Origin of the sequence: Lacibacter sediminis, from assembly GCF_014168535.1 — a bacterium.
In the GTDB taxonomy this organism is placed as follows: domain Bacteria; phylum Bacteroidota; class Bacteroidia; order Chitinophagales; family Chitinophagaceae; genus Lacibacter; species Lacibacter sediminis.
Genome location: NZ_CP060007.1, coordinates 2,358,455 through 2,377,343, shown reverse-complemented (window position 1 = coordinate 2,377,343; position 18,889 = coordinate 2,358,455). Strand labels below are relative to the sequence as shown.

The following is an 18,889-nucleotide window of genomic DNA, read 5'->3' as shown; positions in this document are numbered from 1 at the left end:
ACAGGAACATCTTACTACAAAAACTACGAGGTAAAGCTTATCGAGTTTGCAAGGGGAGATTTTATGATAAACGTGCAGAATCGATTGTGAAATAAAGCTAAGAAATTCGCCTGAATAAATTTAATGTTGTTTGCAGCAGAACTTTTAACCGCTACCCTGTGTTGCCGGTTCTTCATGATACCGGATCAGTCACAGAGAAAATTTAAATAATTTGTATAATGTGTTACTATTGATGATTGATTAGAACCCGTGACCAGTACCCTGTCATCTCTACTCCACATTCAACTGTCGCTTGTATAACTGCACAGCATTTTCATAACCTAGATACAATGCATCGCAAACCAATGCATGACCAATACTCACTTCATCGATCCAGGGAATGGTTTGCACGAGATAATGCAGATTCTGCAGATCAAGATCATGACCGGCATTGATACCTAAGCCCATCGAACGGGCACGAGTAGCCGCAACCAGGTATTGCTGCACAGCTTCTCGGGGATCGGTTGTATAACGTTTGGCATACCCCTCGGTATAAAGTTCAATGCGATCGGTTCCGGTTTCAACTGCACCTTCGATCATTCTTATTTCAGGATCAACAAAAATCGAAGTGCGTATGCCGGCGTTTTTAAACACCGCAATCATATCAATCAGGTACTTCTTATTCTGAATGGTATCCCAACCATGATCGCTGGTGAGTTGTCCCAATGTATCGGGCACCAGTGTTACCTGATCGGGTTTTACTTCCAGCACCAGATCAACAAATGATTGCTCACGGCAATTACCTTCAATATTAAATTCAGTAGTGATAATCTGTTTGATCTGTCGCACATCATCATAACGGATATGCCGCTCATCAGGTCGTGGATGAACGGTTACACCATCAGCGCCAAATTTTTGTGCATCAATAGCAGCCTGCAAAACGTTTGGCCTGTTACCACCACGACTATTGCGGAGCGTGGCAAATTTGTTGATGTTAACGGAGAGCTTCGTCATGGTGTAAAGGTAAGAAGAATACAAAAGGAACAAGAGACAAGGCGCAAGTAACAAGGGACAAGGACAAGGTTCAAGATTTACGTCTCAACATTTATTCGCACAGTTCGATGTATTAATCTTGTCCCTTGTTTTCTTTCTTGCGCCTTCTAAATAAATCCTCTGCAATTCTTCGCCCCACATTTACAAGGCAGCTTACCATCATGATGTGTTTCACCATAATCACAAGTAAGCTCCTCTCCTTTTTTGATGGGTCGTTTGCTGTAGAACTCTACTTGCCTGTATGCACGACGCATATACGTATTGGGATCGCAGGAATGATTAATGTAGGATAATGCGTTACGGTTGATGCTTGCATCGAGAGCAACCGGATCATTATCAAATTCCACCATCAGCAACTCACCGGCATGCTGTTGTTTCACTCTTCGTTGCGCTTCTTTGTAACTGATAATTTCGCCGGCCATATTGCCGAGTTTCTTTTTTGCAGGAATCGCTTTTAATGCAAACGCACCTTTGCCTGCCACCTTGCTTTTCTTTACTTCAATGGGAAAGTTCATAGATTAAAAATACAAGAATCAAGGTACAAGGCACAAGAAAAACCAAAACCCAAAAACCAAATTCCAAACAACCTTACCGCTTTCGGAGTCTTCATACTTCATACTTCTTACTTCGTACCTCGTACTTCCTACCTCGTACTTCAACTCACTTCCATCCACGTATGATCAGCTAACAATTTTGCAGAAGCAACAAACTGCTTAAACGGCCCGGTACCGCCCCACTCTTTCGGACTCACCATCGACAACAAATAACTGTCATCGTTTTTCTGATACAAATGATACACCTGTCCGATAACAGGACGGAAGTTCAGTTTTGCATCATAGATCATTAACGACAATTCTTTTCGCTTGACTATTTCCTGAGCCTGCCTTGCCAGTAATTCAATTTGTTGTTTGATCTGGTCGAGCTGCATATTGGTTTGCTCTTCCATGGCTGTTAATGCCTGGTGACGGATAACACCTTCCTTTGTTGGACGTATAGCCACACCACTAATGCTCGATGCGTAAGGCAACACACTCATCTGCTTGTGATACACTTCCACATTGGTGAACCGTTTGTATTCCGGTGTAAACCCCTGGTGTGTGATCTTTAAAAAACCATTGGAAAGTATTTCATGTGTAGCAGAAACTTTCACCTGTCCGTTCGTAAGTAACTCCACGATCATGGTGGAAGAATTAGGAATCTCTGAACGGATCTGCTGCGCCACTTCTGTATTTTCAAACGGATGCAGAGCGCCATCCGGTACAAAGTTGTAAGAGGTATAGAACGCTTCGTTAAGATGTGTAACCCAGTTGGTGCTCATCATCAATGCCGCCCCGTTCTTCACCGATTCAATTTTACAGTTGCCACTCTTGGGTGTTTCGCCAAATTCGTAACTGCATTTTTCCGGGAACAACTGCCATGATGCTAAAAAATTATACGCCTGAACCATACTGCAAAGATGTGTGAAGTTGTTTAAACAAGGAGGAGACGATTTTGTTTAGAAAAGAGGAAGTTAAGTGTCAGGAGTTACGGGTAGAAGAACGTTGCAGGCTGCAAGTTACCAGTTGCTGGTACTTATAACTTTTACCCTTACTTGTTTAGTTGTATAACAATGTAGCGTGCCCTACCTGAAACCTGTAAACTGTAACCTGCAACAAACCATAAACTACAAACTATCCTCCCCTAACTTTGCTGCACTATGGCATACAGCTCACTCGAAGAATGTTTACTTGATCTTGAACGGAACGGTCATCTTGTTCGTATTAAAGAAGAAGTAGATCCGCACCTGGAAATGGCGGCTGTTCATCTCCGTGTGTACGAAGCAAAAGGCCCTGCACTTTTGTTTGAAAATGTGAAAGGATCAAAATACCGTGCTGCTTCCAATATCTTCGGCACACTCGATCGCAGTAAATTCATCTTTCGTGACACATTGCAATCAGTGCAAAAGCTCATTGAACTGAAAGGCGATCCCATGAAAGCTTTAAAGAGTCCGATTCAAAACCTCAGCACGGGATTGGCAGCGCTGAAAGCATTACCCAAAAAACAATCTTCGTTTTCGTTTGATAAAATACAGGTGAGTGATCTTCCACTCATTCAACATTGGCCAATGGATGGCGGTGCCTTTGTTACATTACCACAGGTGTATACTGAAGATGCAGATAAGCCCGGCATTATGAAATCGAATCTTGGTATGTATCGCATTCAGCTAAGCGGTAATGAATATGAATTGAATAAAGAAATTGGATTGCATTACCAGCTACATCGTGGAATTGGTATTCATCAAACAAAAGCTAACGCAAAAGGACAACCGCTGAAAGTAAGTTGTTTTGTTGGCGGACCACCATCGCATACCTTAAGTGCGGTAATGCCCTTACCTGAAGGTATCAGCGAAATGACATTTGCAGGAGTATTAGGCGGACGACGTTTTCGTTATGCGTATGATGCATTGGGCAATGCCATCAGCACCGATGCTGATTTTGTGATTACCGGTGAAGTTGATCCGCTGCAGAATAAACCTGAAGGGCCTTTTGGTGATCACCTGGGTTACTACAGTTTAACACATCCCTTTCCGTTGATGAAGGTGAACAATGTGTATGCAAAGAAGAATGCTATCTGGGCCTTTACCGTTGTTGGTCGTCCTCCACAGGAAGATACCAGCTTTGGCGAACTGATACATGAACTAACGGGCAATGCTATTCCACAGGAAGTACCGGGATTGAAAGAAGTGCATGCAGTTGATGCAGCGGGTGTACATCCGTTGTTATTGGCAATCGGCAGCGAACGTTACACACCTTACATGCCCACCAAACAACCGGCAGAATTATTAACCATCGCCAATCATGTGCTTGGTACCGGGCAATTAAGCTTAGCAAAATTTTTATTTATAACTGCAGATGAAAGCAATCAACTGCACACACACCAGGTACAGCCTTATTTAGAATATATTTTTGAACGCATCGATCTTACAAGAGATCTTCACTTTCACACCAACACAACGATCGATACATTGGATTATTCCGGAACCGGTTTAAACAGCGGGAGCAAATTAGTATTGGCAGCTTATGGTGATAAAAAACGGGAATTGTGCAGGGAAGTACCTTCTGCATTAAAAGAATTACAACAGTTCGAAAATCCGCAACTCTGTATGCCGGGTGTTGTTGCGTTACAAACGAAAAAGTTTACAACGTATGAAGAAGCGGTGAAAGAAATGGAAATGCTGAATGGTCAGTTGTCAATAGTGAATGGCGAATTAAATACCGTAGCACAGATCATTGTTTGTGACGATAGCAGTTTTACAGCTGCAACGTTGAAAAACTATTTATGGGTAACGTACACACGTTGCAATCCAAGTCATGACGTGTATGGTATTGATTCATTTATTACACACAAACACTGGGGCTGCAGAGGACCTGTTGTATTTGATGTACGCATGAAGCCGCATAATGCACCGGCGCTGGAAAAAGATCCTGCGGTTGAAAACAAGATTGATCGGTTGTTTGCGAAGGGAGGAAGTTTGGAGGGGATTGGGTAATTGCATGTAGAACAATTGTATCAATTTCAATCTTTATAACTATCTAGCAAACTACGTATTCATAAATTTATTACACAGGCCGCCTACTAAAAGTTGCATATATAGGCTTGAGAGCAGCAATTTTAAAATGTATTCAGACGAAAATATAAGAAAAAGAATCTGGCTAATTGCAGACGGCATTCCACTTAAGCTGGATAACATGACTATTCGAACGAAAGATTCAGGTAAACTTTTAGTGACTGGCTGGACAAGCACCATTAATTTCAATAACATTTCGAAAGAAAATATACTTCAGGAGCTTGCCGATTTAAAATCTTCATTTTCGGACTTATCAAAAGCATTCACTGAATTAAATGACATTGTAACAAGAAACGATTTGACAATAGAATATCACATTGCATTCGATGATTTTGGAAAGGCTGGAATTGGGTTATGTTCTGAAGTTGAAGGAAAGTTAAATTGGTATATTGATTGATTAATAAACTGTTGTCATTTCTGACGTGGGTGTTTGACCTTTTTTTCTGGTGCAGGTTTCTGACCTGATACCATCCGTTACTTCTCCTTTCCTACCAACACAATTACTTTAGTAACATACATACACAGGTCAGAGAAGTATAGTCGAACTCATAAAATATTTCCTATCTTTTGCAAAAAAGCATTCATGAAGAAAACCGCCTTCCTGCTATTTTCAATAGTTATAACTGTAATTGCTTCTGCACAAATCAATCTCAAAGATTCAAGTGTGCAGGCCATTGGTTATTGGGATAAAAATGAAAAGCAGAGCTATATCATCACTACTGATAAATTTAAAATAAGAGAAGGCGACACCATTTCTAAATCGCAACTCACTTATGATGTAGATATTACCATCGTTGATTCAACAGCAAATTCATATGTAATCGAATGGAAGTACAGTAATTACAGAGTTACCGGTGGTGAACTCATCAGGCAAAAAATTGATGCCTTTTTCCAGGACCTTACTATCCGTTTTAAAACAGATGAAATGGGAGGTTTCGACGAATTGCTCAACTGGCAGGAAGTAAGGGATCACATAAAAAAGACAACTACCCTTTTACTGCAGGAATTTAAAAACGAACCGAAACTAATGGAGGTCATGGCCGAAGTGGGAAAGATTTATAACAGCAAAGAAAATATTGAAGCCCTTGCCATTAATGATATTCAACAGTTTTATTTGTTTTATGGTGCCAAATACATCAAAGGTGAAACAATAGAAGCCACAATACAAGTACCAAACGTAATGGGCGGGAAGCCATTTGATGCAGACGCCTTACTTTATCTTGATGAGATCAATGAAAAAGATGAAAACTATATTCTACGCTATGAACAAACTGTTGATGAAAAACAACTGTTGGCTGCAGTAACAGAATATGTCAGCAAAATTGCAAAAACAGCCGGAAAAACTGCACCTAAAGACCTTGGCATTAAAAACCTTGTGAATGAACTACAGATAGGTTCACGTATACACGATTATGGTTGGGTTATTTACAGTGTGTCAACCAAAAAAGTTACTGCAGAAGGAATGGAAAATGTTGAAGAACGGGTAATTGAAATAAAAGATTAATCTCGTTTTACCGTATTGAAAATAAAAGGAACTGCTTAATGCAGTTCCTTTTATTTTTTTATTGCAACTGCACTTTCAGATTAAAGAATGAAGGCTGCAAAAAACTCTGCATTTCAGGTTCCTGAAAAAAGCTTGGCCGCATGCTGGCTTTTACTTCGTATGTGCCGCTAAAAAAGAATCCTTCTGTTATGGTTGTTGTTACATCTGTTTTCTCACCTGGCAACAGTCCCATTGAGGGTACTGCTGCAAAAGTGCGCAAGTCTGATCCATAGGGTATATGATCGCTATGAGCGATCTGTGTAATTGATATGGGCCTGTTACCACGATTATACAACTCGCTTACTTTTACCGTTTGGGTGATACCACTTCGCAAACCAGAGATGATCACATGATCGTTCACAAACACGATTGGTTTTTCAACATCCACAATCACACTGTAGGTCTTCACTTCTTCACCTCTCTTCACAGCAATGTAAAAACCTTTGGGATAAGTGAAATCAATTGACAAACCCGTATGCGGATAAATAGTTGCACTATTCGCCGGCACTTCAAATGCATTTTGTGTATACCGTAATTGTTCTCCGTTATGATCGATCACAGGTGTTAATGCTCCAAAGTGAGTGCCTGCCGGAACAATCACATGTATTTTACCGATCGAACTACTTTCATGAATAATTTGAACCGCAGAGATATCCTCTGAAAGTTGGGCATTCATAGATTTTAAAAAACGAAAATTCGTAATTGCCAGTGTGCCGGCTACCGGTTCTTCCTGCACTGTTACCCGATAATTTATTTTTTTCTGCGGATCGCTTGAAGATGTGATGCTGTACAACAACTCTTTAAACAGAAAATCAGTTTTTACACCCAACTGCGGAGCGATGCTGAACCCTTGCTTTTGAAAATTTGTTGCAAGGGGTGTCAACTGTAATCCCGTAGTACCTCTTGGAATTTTGATGGTAATGCGACCAGGTTCGGTTTCAATCCCATTAACAACAGTTGGATGATCAATATCGATTGAAGAATAATTCACCTCCGAAAAACGAAAGTCACTAATCTTGATTGTTGAAATATCAATTGGTGTTTGTGGTTGTGGTTGTGTATTTTTTTTACAACCTGAAAAAATGAACAATTGCAGAAGTAATGCTGCCATTGCGATAGATGTGAAACGCATAGATAATAAGGTTTTGTTTTGTGGAGCAAAACTATTTTCTACGTGTTGACATATTTATGTATTCTCTCCCGCAAGTTGTTTTACCTGCATGAACGGAAATTAAAACTGACAAACGGAAACTTAAATTATTACAGCAAAAAAAGCTGACCAATGAATTGATCAGCTTTTCGAAAAATCATTTTTGTTTTATTAATAGTGCCACCTCACAAATGCTTCCATAGCTGCATACTGTGTTAAGCCAAGCTTACCATACAGATCAGCAGTGGCTGCATTGCGTTCTTCAGCACGTTGCCAAAACTCACGACTGTCGCTACCCTGGAACGGCACCATGTCTTTTTGTGATTGATGAATAAAAATGCCGAAGCGTTTCTTCATCACCTGTTCAGGACTCATGGGGATGGCCATTTCAATTTCTTCCATGTTCCACTCCTGCCATGCGCCTTTGTATAACCACAACCAGCAATCGTTGATCCACTCATCACCATCGGCTTTAATTCTTCTCAAAGATTCAAGCACAACGTTGAAGCATACAAGATGTGTTCCATGGGGATCTGCAAAGTCCCCTGCACAATACACCTGTTGTGGTTTTATTTTTCGGAACAGCTCCATGGTTAATCTTACATCTTCTTCACCCATCGGATTTTTCTCAACGGTACCTGTTTCATAGAAAGGAAGGTTTTGAAAATGCCATTGCCCTTCTTTCAATCCAACATAACGACAGGTGGCTGCTGCTTCACAACGGCGGATCAATCCTTTTATCTCACGTATTGCCTGCGTATCAACTTCATTCGACTTTTTCTTTTCAAGATAGCCTCTTGCTTCGCTTAATATCTTCTTCGATTTATCGGCATCAATACCAAACATCTGCTCAAAGCCCACTGCAAAATCGAGGAAGCGTGTAACAAATTCATCAGTTACTGCAATGTTGCCGCTTGTTTGATAAGCAACATGCACCTCATGTCCCTGATCGTGTAAACGCTGGAAGGTTCCACCCATCGAAATAATATCATCATCAGGATGAGGCGAAAACAAGATCACTTTTTTGGGGTAAGGATTGCTGCGCTCAGGATGATTTGGTATTACCGCATTGGGTTTACCGCCGGGCCAGCCCGTAATACTGTCACGCAACATATAATAAACCTGCAGGTTAATTTCATATGCATCACCCTTCTCTACCAGCAGATCACTTAAACCGTATTCGTTATAATCTGTATTGGTTAAACTTAAGACTGGCTTATTGAGCTTAAGTGCCATGTTCACCACCGCACGCTTGATCATCTTATCCGTCCACTCACATTCACCGGTAAGCCATGGACTTTTATAACGGGTAAGCTCAGCCGCAGCCATCTCATCAATTACAAATGTTACATCATCGTGATTCTGCAATAAAGAAGCAGGCACATGTTCTGTATCATCACCTTCAACTGATTGCTGAATAACCGGAGCTTTTGTAGGGCCCCATGCCATGAGTATAATTTTCTTTGCTTTCAGAATTGTACCAATACCCATTGTGATGGCCAAACGTGGCACTTCACTGATATTGGCAAACTCGTAGCTGTTTGCTAATCGTGTAGAGTTGGTGAGTGTAGTCAATCTTGTTTTGGTGTAAACACTCGAACCCGGTTCGTTAAATCCAATGTGGCCGTTCACACCAATACCTAAAACCTGTAAGTCAACCCCACCCGCATCTGCAATCTTTTGTTCGTAAGCAGAGCAATGTTGTTTGATATTTTCTTTGGCTGTTGTACCGTCAGGAATATGACAGTTGCTCTGATCAATATCAATTTTATCAAACAACTGCTGTTTCATAAAACGATGATAGCTCTGGATGGCATCAGGTTCGATGGGATAATATTCATCGAGATTGAATGTAATTACATTCTTAAAGCTGAGTCCTTCTTCTTTGTGCATGCGCACCAGTTCAGCATACAATGATTTTGGAGTTGAGCCTGTAGCCAGACCAAGCACACATTTTTCATTCTTCGACTGTTTTTCACGAATTAATGCAGCGATCTGTGATGCAGCATAGGCTGAACCTTCTTTTGCATCAGTAAAAATCTTGGTAGGGATTTTCTCAAAACTATCGAGCAGATCTATGGAAGCAGTCTTTCTGGCCATACTTTCTAAATTTTTTAAATAAGAGCCCAAATATATTCAATCCGTTTTGAAATGAGCTGAGAAAACGATTGCATTAATTCAAACTAAAGCTAAAAAACTCTATGACCAATACATAGTATGCATAAAAAAACAACTGTTTGTCTGCATACAAACAGTTGTTTTCTTCCTTGAATGAATTTACTCTAACGAAGCGAATAATGAATTTCAGATAACTGCTGCAAAGTGGCAGCGGCTGCTTCTGGTGTAATATCCCGTTGCGGATTCGCCAGCATTTCATAACCAACCATGAATTTCTTAACCGTTGCACTTCGCAATAAAGGCGGATAAAAATGCATGTGCCAATGCCATTCGGCATGATCTTCACCATCATTTACAGGAGCCTGGTGCATACCTCCGCTATAAGGGAAAGAGATATTGAACAGGTTATCATACCTGGTAGTAAGTTGCTTCAAAATAGCAGCAAATGCTTTTTCTTCTTCAGGAGTGAATTGCAAAATAGTTTGCACATGACGTTTGCTGATGATCATTGTTTCATAAGGCCACACTGCCCAATATGGAACCAGTGCCACAAAATGTTCATTTTCCACAACAATACGTTCTTGTTTTTCCAACTCAAGATCGAGGTAGGCGCTTAACAAACTCTTTCCGTGTTGTGTGTAATATTTTTTTTGTTGCGTGGTTTCTTTTGTGAGTTCCAATGGCAACGAAGATGAAGCCCATATTTGTCCATGCGGATGCGGATTACTGCAACCCATGATCTCACCTTTATTTTCAAATATCTGGATATACCTGATGTGCTTATGCTTAGAAAGTTCTTCAAACTCCTGCTTCCACAAATGGATCACTTTTACGATTGCATCCTCCTGCATCACAGGAAGCGTGAGACTATGATCAGGCGAAAAACAAATGACTTTACAAATACCTGTTTCACTTTTGCTGACAAGTAAGCCCTGATCGCTTTCTCCGCCATCCGGTGTTTCAGGTAACAACGCAGAGAAATCATTGACGAAAACATATGCATCTGTATAAGCAGGATTCATACTTCCGTCAGAACGTTTATTTCCCGGGCAGAGATAACAGGTAGGATCGTATGAAGGTCTGTTATCAGCCGGCACTGTTTCAACTTTACCTTGCCATGGACGTTTCATGCGATGTGGTGAAACAAGTATCCAGTCGCCTGTAAGAATGTTTAAACGTGTGTGTGAATGTTCTTTACTGTCAAACATAATTATATAATTTCTGTTCCATTTTCAATAGAAGCGATGTAATAATCGAGTTGTAAACCCATTTCAGATTCGTAAGCCGGTTTAATTGCCTTGACCAATTCTTCAATAGCAGATTCTTTTACCAGGTTGATGGTGCAGCCACCAAAACCACCCCCCATCATGCGTGCACCAATTACTTCCGGACGGTTACGAACAAAATCAACCAGGAAGTCGAGTTCTTTACAACTCACTTCATACATTTTGCTGAGACCATCATGTGTGGCAAACATTTTTTTGCCTAGTGCTGCAATATCACCTTTCTGAAGATCGGCACAACCTGTAATCAAGCGTTCGATCTCTTCCACAACAAAACGGCTGCGATCATCAATGGTTTTATCTTTCGGTAACACATGTTCATTTAACATTGCGATGGTTGCATGCCTCAGCGATGTTACTTCAGGGTGATGAATTTTTATCCAATCAACTGCCTGTGTACATTCATTGCGTCTTGTGTTATATTCAGATGAAGCAAGAGAATGCTTTACGTTTGTATTCAGCAACAAGATCTTTATTCCGTCAAGTTTAAACGGAACATATTCATAAGCTAACGAACGGCAATCAAGTTTTATCACATGATCTTTCTTTCCCATCATTGATGCAAACTGATCCATGATACCACACATTACACCGGCATATTCATGTTCGGCTTTTTGTGCCATCTCCACCATTGCAACTCGATCGATATTTGTTTGCAGCAATTCGTTCAATGCATATACCGTTGCACATTCAACCGCTGCAGATGAAGATAAACCTGCACCTATCGGCACATCACTTGAAAGAATAGCATTGAATCCCGGTAACTTAACTCCACGCTTTATGAATTGCGCTGCCGAACCGAGAATATAGTTGGGCCAGCTGATATCGCCAACCGGTTTTAACTCTGCAACAGTTGTAGAGAATGTTTCATTAAGATCGGAAGCAGTAAGATGAATTTCATCATCATCACGAAGAGATAAAGCAATGTAAGCAGCTTTATCAATTGCTGCGGGTAATACAAAACCTTCGTTATAATCTGTGTGTTCACCAATAATGTTTACACGACCGGGAGAACGTACAATAACAGAAGGCTCTGTTTGATACTGCTCAATAAATTGAGCCTTTAATTTTTCTTTCATATAGCATTCAGTTTCGTTCAGTATTATTTGTTTGATAAAAAAATGTCAACCTCAAACGAAATAAACTGTTGTTTAAAATAAAGATTTTAAAAAGGGCGGAGAGTGGAAACCACCCGCCGACTATTGATTATGACCCTTTCGGGTCTAACAAAGTAAAATAAAATTTTTTAACTGTCAAAATTACAGTTATTTTTATCTTACTAATAACCGTTAATACTATGAGCCGTTATCCTGACCAAGCCAGGGTTTTCTTAGCTGTCGACTGTATCGTCTTTGGCTTTGATGGAAAGCAATTAAAAATACTCCTTGTACAGCGGGCACTGGAACCGGAAATGGGCAGCTGGAGTTTAATGGGCGGATTTGTCTTTGCCAACGAAAATGTTGAGCAGGCAGCTGCACGTGTGCTACACACACGCACGGGTTTATCGAATGTCTATTTAGAAGAATTATCAACCTTTAGTGAGCCGGGCCGTGACCCTGTTGAACGAACAGTTTCAGTAGCCTTCTTTGCGTTGATCGATATCAATAAGTATAAAAAACAAATTACCGACGATTTCCATGCAGAATGGTTTGATATCAATAAGCACCCAAAACTCATTTTCGACCATAAACAAATGGTAGCGAAAGCCAAAGCTAGGTTACGCTACAAATCTGCTTTCCACCCCATCCTGTTTGAATTACTTCCTGCGAAATTCACTTTACCTCAATTGAAAAGTCTGTATGAAGAAGTATATAATATTGAAATGGACAACCGCAACTTCAGCAGGAAAATACTTTCGATGAACCTGTTGGAAAAATTGAATGAAAAGGATAAGGAAAACTCAAAAAGAGGTGCATGGTACTATAAAATGAACAGCAAGAAATACAAAGCGAACTTTCATGCTGTTGCAACGATTATCCCAAATCCGGATATCTATTACTCGTAAGCAATAAAAAACGATTTTTCCGGACTCTGTGCGGTTTAAAACATTGGAAAATTGTCTTACAAATTCAAACCTTTACTAAATAAAAGCTGTCCGAATTTGTATGGTTCCAAACATTTAATTATTCATTTTAATTTTTGTTGCTACTGAAACCTTACCCAGTCAATTTCAAACAGTCCATGCTCCTTTAAGACAACGAAGAGATTCTTAACGCCGGTTTGAAATTTCAGAACCGGTGCGTTTACAATTGTCCATTCTTTAGTTGGTGGGATTTTTATTTCTGCAATAACAGGGCCATCAACAGCATCAGTACGTACTTGTAATACAGCTCCATTTGTTGACAAGACGTTTGCAGTAATTGTTTTCAGAGTTTTCTTTCCAAAATCAACACTATTATACTGTATCCATGCTCCGGCGGCTGCAAACAACGTTTTCCACCCTTTGAAAGTATTAACCGTATCATGAAATGCAATCGATGTTCCCTGTTCACTCAGCTGGGTATAGCGATCGATCTGAATTTGTTTGTTTGCAGCAGTAACACCAACACCACGTAATGTAGGAATTACTTTTTGAATAGTACCATCTGCGTTAAATGATAAACTGTCTAAACTGATCGAACGTGCTTTGTCAAACTTGGGTGAATAATCGTTGTGATGATAAAACAAATACCATTGCTTTTTAAATTCAATGATCGAGTGATGATTGGTCCAGCAGCCCGTTGGTGATTCATCCATAATTGCACCCACAATTTTAAAAGGGCCAAGCGGATTTGTGCCAATGGCATATTCCAGGCGTTCAATTTTATTTTCTACATGCGGATAGGTCATGTAGTAAATTCCATTCCGTTCAAATACAAACGGACCTTCTTTCAATCCTTTTGTTGGAAGTTCACCTAATGTTTTTACTTCCGAATCCAGCTCCAGCATATTTGCTTTCAGTTTGGCGCCATAAATATTTCCTGCAGACCAGTACAGATAAGCCTGGCCATCTTTATCAATAAACACATTCGGATCAATTCCACGAACGCCTTTTATCGGGGTTTCCTGTGGAATGTATGGACCTTCCGGTTTATCAGCCACAGCAACACCGATGGTAAACCCTCTGCCATAAGTAACCGTATCTTTTGCAGCTGTAGGAAAATAGAAATAATATTTTCCATTGCGTTCAATACAATCGGGTGCCCACATGCTGTAACTGTCAGGACGCACCCACGGCACTTTATTCTGCGTAACAATTACACCATGATCTGTCCAGTCGGCTAAGTTTTCGGAAGAGAAGACATGATAATCTTCCATACAAAACCAACCAACACGTCCTTTGCCTTCCTGCGCAAGAATATCATGCGAGGGGAAAACATATACTTTGTTGTTGAATACTCTTGCAGTAGGATCGGCTGTAAACTGATCCCTGATAAATGGATTTTGGGCAAGCAACGTATTTGCAGTGAAGTAAAAAATCACACAAACGAAAAATATTCTTTTTAACCTTGTCATTTCAATTGAGTTGGAGTGAACAATCATGAGAAAATTGATTTTCGAATTAGTCTTTTTTAGAAACCTTATCACTGATCCTGAAATAGTCAAAATCAACAAAGCCACCTGCTTCTTTTGTTGCATAGTTGAACAATGTAAAACGATAGCCCATAAAATGCGGAAGTGTATAGCGCATTTTCAATTGTGTGCCGAATGGTGTCCAGTTCGTTCCATCAACACTGTAAAAGAAATCGGCCACATCTTTCCTGTCGGTAAAATTGCATTCTGCTTTCAGGTAAACAGTTGACTGTGCAAGAGGAATACGCTTTGCTTCCTCCGGTTGCCCTGTACTTGCATTGATCATCACCAATTCTTTAGTAGCACCTGTTACAAGCACAGCAATCAATCCATAATTTTTTTGCAACAAAGCCAATCCTGCAATATCACCATCTTTCATGTTTGATACATCCAATGCCGTAACACCGGTACAAACAGGACCAATGGTGCGTTGCGTTAATGAATTTCTTGCTGAAAGAAAACTTGTATCAACTCTACCGGTTGTTAATCGTAAAAAACCTTTGCGTGCAGTAACCGACCAAAAGCGATTATCAGGGTTGTGATTCCATTGCCAGGCAAGTGGTAATACAGCTTCGCCTTTTTTTCGATTAAATTCATCAGATACAACAATACCCGGAATCAATCCTTTGCTTGCAGGTAAGTTAAGTTTTGCCGGAACTTTTCCGTTTTCACCTAATACCGGCCAACCATCTTCCCATTTAACAGGAACGAGATAGGGGATGCGACCTACTGCTCCGTAGTCACGAAACAAATAAGAAAACCATCTGCCATCGGGCATATCAATTAATCCGCCTTGTGCAACACCGAGATCCTGCAATGCAATTCTGCCTTCCCACGGACCGGTAAGTTGTTTTGCACGATGGATCACCACTGTGCGCATACCAGCTCTTGGCCATGTAATGTTGAACAGATAGTACATGCCGTTTGCTTTGAAGAGTTGCGAACCTTCGCCTAAACCACTTTGTCCAATAGATTGACTGGATTGTGTTGCATCTTCAATGATCACTTGCTTGATGCCATTCTCTTTAATACCTGACAGATCATCTTTTAATTCAACCAATGTCAACTTTCGGTTGCCATAGATCATGTACACTTTGCCATCATCATCGAAATACAAGGAATGATCATGCAGGTCGGGACGGAACGTAATTTCTTTCCATGGGCCCTTTTCAATATTCTTTGTGCTGTAGATATGTGTTTTGCCGCTGGTTGCCGCAAATGTTGAAACGTAATAAGTGCCTTTGTAATAACGGATACTGCTGGCCCATGAGCCACGGCCATAAGTTGATTTACCATTTACAAGATTCATCTCATCATTGCTCACTAACGTGTCATAAGCATAGCCGATCAGTTTCCAGTTTACAAGATCAGTCGATTTCATGATAGGCACACCGGGACTCATGTGCATGGTGGTACTGCTCATGTAATAATTTTTACCCACACGTATCATTGACAGATCGGGTACGTCAGCATGAATAACAGGGTTGATTGCCTGCTTAGTTTGTGCAACTGCATTAGAACTTACACAAACCATTAGTCCTATAACAAATAAATATTTCTTCATCATTTCACCCGGTAGTTTTATAGAAAGTTATACTGTATTTTTTTAATCACTTAATTGGTTTCACACCTTCTGTTGTTTGAATAATTTTTTGAATCGTTCCGTCTTCGTTATAATACATATAGTCAACACAAATGGAGCGTCTGTAACTGCCACCTGTTGGTAATGTACCATTGTGGTAAAAGAAATACGATTTGCCTTTGTAATCAATGATACCGGGATGTGTTGTAAAACTATTCGGTACATTTTCCTGTATAATACCTTTGTATTCCCATGGACCTGTTGGACTCTTGGCCATGCAGTATTCGATCATTTCGGGTTTGGTGCCCACACTTGCATAAACCAGGTAGTACCACTCTTTGCGTTTATAGATCCATGGGCCTTCGATGAAATTTTTAATAGGTGCAATGTTGATCGGCCCATCTATTTCGATCATGTTTTTTTTCAGCTTTACCCACTTACAACTTCCGTTGCCCCAATACATATATGCCTGTCCATCATCATCGATCATTACTGTAGGATCAATATCATCCCAACTATGTTTTTTATCAGTTGTCATTTCGTTTGTGATCAATGCTTTACCAATTGCATCTTTAAACGGGCCTGTTGGCTTATCAGATACTGCAACACCAATGGCAGCACCGCCACCACTTACACTGTCTTTTTTATGAAACGTTGAAACAAACCAGTAAAATTTTCCATCACGTTCAATACACTGTGCTGCATAAGCATCACCCGTTGCCCATGAAAATGTGTGTGGCGAAAGCAATGTGCCATGATCTTTCCAGTTCTTCATATCGGTTGTAGAGAACACATGCCAGTCGGGCATTTTATAATTGGTGGCTGTTACAGATGCGGTGTCATGACCTGTGTATAAGTATAAAGTGCCCTTGTGCACAATGGGCGAAGGATCGGCTGTGAAGATGTGTTTGATGATGGGATTTTGTGCAAACGACATCATGCTTGCAAGACATAGGATTGATGATGAAACAATTTTTTTCATGTAGTACTTTATTTTGTTTTGATCCTGATCACTGTAAGCGACATTGCAGGTGATTCGTAATTGAATTTTTTACTGACGTTGATAGTTGATGTTACCGGTGCAACTGCATTAGCCGACCGGAACGAATTTTCAGCATCAGCATCACCACTCAATTGGGTAACTGTTGCAACGGAAGCTGTTTTTTTGAATGCAGCAAGGTTCAACTGAAATTGCCTGGCCTGCTTACCGGCATTTACCAGCTTTAAAATAATATCACCCGTTTTACTATCGTATACACAGGAACCAGCCTGTAAAGAATCAGCATTGTTCTTTACAATCACTTTGTCAACGTAGTGATCACCTGCATTTGTTGAAAAGAGTTTTTGTACATAATAGTTGGGTGTAAGATAATAAGTACTGTTGCTAAAGAAGATCATATCTGTTTTCCATTGTGTAAATTGATCCTTTGCCAGTAAAGGTGCATACGATGCCATGCTTACAACGTCGCCGTTACGTTCAAGACCTGTCATATACAATCCTTCGGCAATGGCATTATATAATTTGTTTCCCCATGAAGCGTATTCTCCCAAATACACTTTACTGGCATTGCGATTGTACTTGTCATAGCGGTATTGATTACTGATGAGCCATTCCGGCTGTACATAATAGTGTTCATCAATTACATCAACTTTCAGTTGATTGGCAACAGCCCAACCTTTTTCGAAATCTTCACCCGAATGAAAAGGTCCGCTTGTGCCAACAAGAATAATGTTTGGATACTTTGCTTTTACAGCATTATTGATCATGGTGAACCGTTGTTCAAATTCAGGTGTGATCTTATCTTCATTACCAATACCAACATATTGAAGATTGAACGGAGCAGGATGGCCTGCTGCTGCACGTTTTGCTCCCCATGTTGATGTAACAGGTCCGTTGGCCCATTCAATCAGATCCAATACTTCCTGAATATACTCCTGCATTTCTTCCAATGGTATTGCACGCTGACCAGTGCCACCAATACGCCATGTACCACCGGAGTTCTGACAACTTACTGCCGCTGGCAAAACTGGTAGTGGTTTAGCGCCGATATCTTCACAAAACTGGAAATACTCATAATAGCCAAGTCCAACTGTTTGATGATAACCCCAGATATTCTTTTGTTCAGTACGTTGCTCAATGGGGCCAATAGTTGTTTTCCAGCGATACATATTTCCTAACCCATCACCATGTACCAAACAACCGCCGGGAAAGCGAATGAATGATGGTTTCATATCAGCCAGCAGTTGTGCAAGATCTGCACGTAAGCCATTTGGTCGATTCTTAAATGTATGTTCCGGAAAAACTGAAATAACATCCAACGCAATTTTTCCTTTACTTGTTGCGAGCAATACAACCTGCGTGCTATCATGACCGGCAGTTACAGAAAGTGTGGCTGTATATTTATTCCACTCTTTTTTGTCAATGGTTAATTTTTGTTCTGCAAGTATATTTCCTTTCGGATCCTGCAGACTCACAAACAGATCAACCGGCTGAACAGAAAGTTGTTTCGCAAAAAATGCAACATGAAAACGTTCGCCTTTTTTTGTAATGATGTTACCGAAGCCCGGATTTTTAATACCAACGCCGGGGCGACCTGTTGTAATGGAGGAAGGCAATGGCTGCCCATTGTTTTGTTGCGGTACTGTTCCTACATGCTCACTGTTAAGTACGGCATAATGCGGATTGTTTGGATGCACGGGCGTATTGGTCTCTATTTGCAATGAGCCATACGAAAATCCGGGTGTGATATATTCCCAAAACGAAAGTGCCTGCCATTGTTTGTTATCTGTCGGGCTGTATTCAAACGAACGGTTTTGCACCAGCTCTGCATACAACCCACCATCGGCTGCATAGTTGATGTCTTCAAAAAATAAACCGAATATATCGCTGCTGATCATTCTGCTTCCAGCAGGACTTATATTTTTTGTTTGTGAAAAAGTATTGGCACTAAAGAATATTGAGCCAATTACGAATGTTGTTAATTGACAATATCGAATCATTTTCATTCTAAGAAAATACGTT

15 protein-coding genes are annotated in these 18,889 nt (G+C 40.4%); 4 read left to right on the top strand and 11 right to left on the bottom strand.

Annotated features, from left to right (window positions below):
• Nucleotides 1-270: 270 nt before the first annotated feature.
• From H4075_RS10150 to H4075_RS21615, 3 genes are all read right to left on the bottom strand, one after another.
• Nucleotides 271-993 (bottom strand): pyridoxine 5'-phosphate synthase, encoded by a 723-nt coding sequence (locus H4075_RS10150; protein WP_182806398.1) that lies wholly within the window; start codon nucleotides 991-993, stop codon nucleotides 271-273.
• 146 nt (nucleotides 994-1,139) lie between these two features.
• Entirely contained in the window at nucleotides 1,140-1,547 is a 408-nt protein-coding gene (locus H4075_RS10145) for an SET domain-containing protein (protein WP_182806397.1), read from the bottom strand.
• Nucleotides 1,548-1,687: 140 nt separating this feature from the next.
• Nucleotides 1,688-2,479, bottom strand: coding sequence for a DUF2452 domain-containing protein (locus H4075_RS21615; RefSeq protein WP_220494941.1), 792 nt, complete (start codon nucleotides 2,477-2,479; stop codon nucleotides 1,688-1,690).
• Nucleotides 2,480-2,728: 249 nt separating this feature from the next.
• On the opposite strand from H4075_RS21615, the gene H4075_RS10135 reads away from it, so the two are divergent.
• The 3 genes from H4075_RS10135 (at nucleotide 2,729) to H4075_RS10125 (ending at nucleotide 6,143) form a co-directional block, all read left to right on the top strand.
• On the top strand, nucleotides 2,729-4,561 hold the full coding sequence (locus H4075_RS10135; protein ID WP_182806396.1) for a UbiD family decarboxylase: 1,833 nt from the start codon (nucleotides 2,729-2,731) through the stop codon (nucleotides 4,559-4,561).
• A 127-nt stretch (nucleotides 4,562-4,688) separates the two neighbouring features.
• Complete coding sequence (locus H4075_RS10130) at nucleotides 4,689-5,036, top strand: hypothetical protein (protein ID WP_182806395.1); 348 nt, start codon at nucleotides 4,689-4,691, stop codon at nucleotides 5,034-5,036.
• A 186-nt stretch (nucleotides 5,037-5,222) separates the two neighbouring features.
• Complete coding sequence (locus tag H4075_RS10125; protein WP_182806394.1) at nucleotides 5,223-6,143, top strand: hypothetical protein; 921 nt, start codon at nucleotides 5,223-5,225, stop codon at nucleotides 6,141-6,143.
• A gap of 58 nt (nucleotides 6,144-6,201) precedes the next feature.
• Here H4075_RS10125 and H4075_RS10120 read toward each other — a convergent pair whose 3' ends face one another.
• The 4 genes from H4075_RS10120 to galK form a co-directional block, all read right to left on the bottom strand.
• Entirely contained in the window at nucleotides 6,202-7,314 is a 1,113-nt protein-coding gene (locus H4075_RS10120) for a hypothetical protein (protein WP_182806393.1), read from the bottom strand.
• Between the two features lie 189 nt (nucleotides 7,315-7,503).
• Nucleotides 7,504-9,432 carry a glucosamine-6-phosphate deaminase gene (gene nagB, locus H4075_RS10115; RefSeq protein ID WP_182806392.1) on the bottom strand — a complete coding sequence of 643 codons (1,929 nt, stop codon included), beginning with the start codon at nucleotides 9,430-9,432 and terminating at the stop codon, nucleotides 7,504-7,506.
• A gap of 182 nt (nucleotides 9,433-9,614) precedes the next feature.
• Nucleotides 9,615-10,658 carry a UDP-glucose--hexose-1-phosphate uridylyltransferase gene (locus H4075_RS10110; protein ID WP_182806391.1) on the bottom strand — a complete coding sequence of 348 codons (1,044 nt, stop codon included), beginning with the start codon at nucleotides 10,656-10,658 and terminating at the stop codon, nucleotides 9,615-9,617.
• Nucleotides 10,659-10,660: 2 nt separating this feature from the next.
• Nucleotides 10,661-11,812 carry a galactokinase gene (gene galK, locus H4075_RS10105; protein WP_182806390.1) on the bottom strand — a complete coding sequence of 384 codons (1,152 nt, stop codon included), beginning with the start codon at nucleotides 11,810-11,812 and terminating at the stop codon, nucleotides 10,661-10,663.
• A 218-nt stretch (nucleotides 11,813-12,030) separates the two neighbouring features.
• On the opposite strand from galK, the gene H4075_RS10100 reads away from it, so the two are divergent.
• Nucleotides 12,031-12,738: an NUDIX hydrolase gene (locus H4075_RS10100; RefSeq protein ID WP_182806389.1), complete on the top strand. Its 708-nt coding sequence runs from the start codon at nucleotides 12,031-12,033 to the stop codon at nucleotides 12,736-12,738.
• Nucleotides 12,739-12,878: 140 nt separating this feature from the next.
• Here the strand turns inward: H4075_RS10100 and H4075_RS10095 are convergent, their stop codons facing one another.
• Genes H4075_RS10095 through H4075_RS10080 form a run of 4 tightly spaced genes read right to left on the bottom strand, consistent with a single transcriptional unit; the run spans nucleotide 12,879 to nucleotide 18,873 of the window.
• Nucleotides 12,879-14,228 carry a family 43 glycosylhydrolase gene (locus H4075_RS10095; RefSeq protein ID WP_182806388.1) on the bottom strand — a complete coding sequence of 450 codons (1,350 nt, stop codon included), beginning with the start codon at nucleotides 14,226-14,228 and terminating at the stop codon, nucleotides 12,879-12,881.
• A gap of 46 nt (nucleotides 14,229-14,274) precedes the next feature.
• Nucleotides 14,275-15,852 (bottom strand): glycoside hydrolase family 43 protein, encoded by a 1,578-nt coding sequence (locus H4075_RS10090; protein ID WP_220494939.1) that lies wholly within the window; start codon nucleotides 15,850-15,852, stop codon nucleotides 14,275-14,277.
• Nucleotides 15,853-15,895: 43 nt separating this feature from the next.
• Nucleotides 15,896-16,849, bottom strand: coding sequence for a glycoside hydrolase family 43 protein (locus H4075_RS10085; protein ID WP_182806387.1), 954 nt, complete (start codon nucleotides 16,847-16,849; stop codon nucleotides 15,896-15,898).
• A gap of 8 nt (nucleotides 16,850-16,857) precedes the next feature.
• A complete protein-coding gene (locus tag H4075_RS10080; protein WP_220494937.1) occupies nucleotides 16,858-18,873 on the bottom strand; it encodes an alpha-L-arabinofuranosidase C-terminal domain-containing protein in 2,016 nt (671 codons plus the stop codon).
• Between the last annotated feature and the right edge of the window lie 16 nt (nucleotides 18,874-18,889).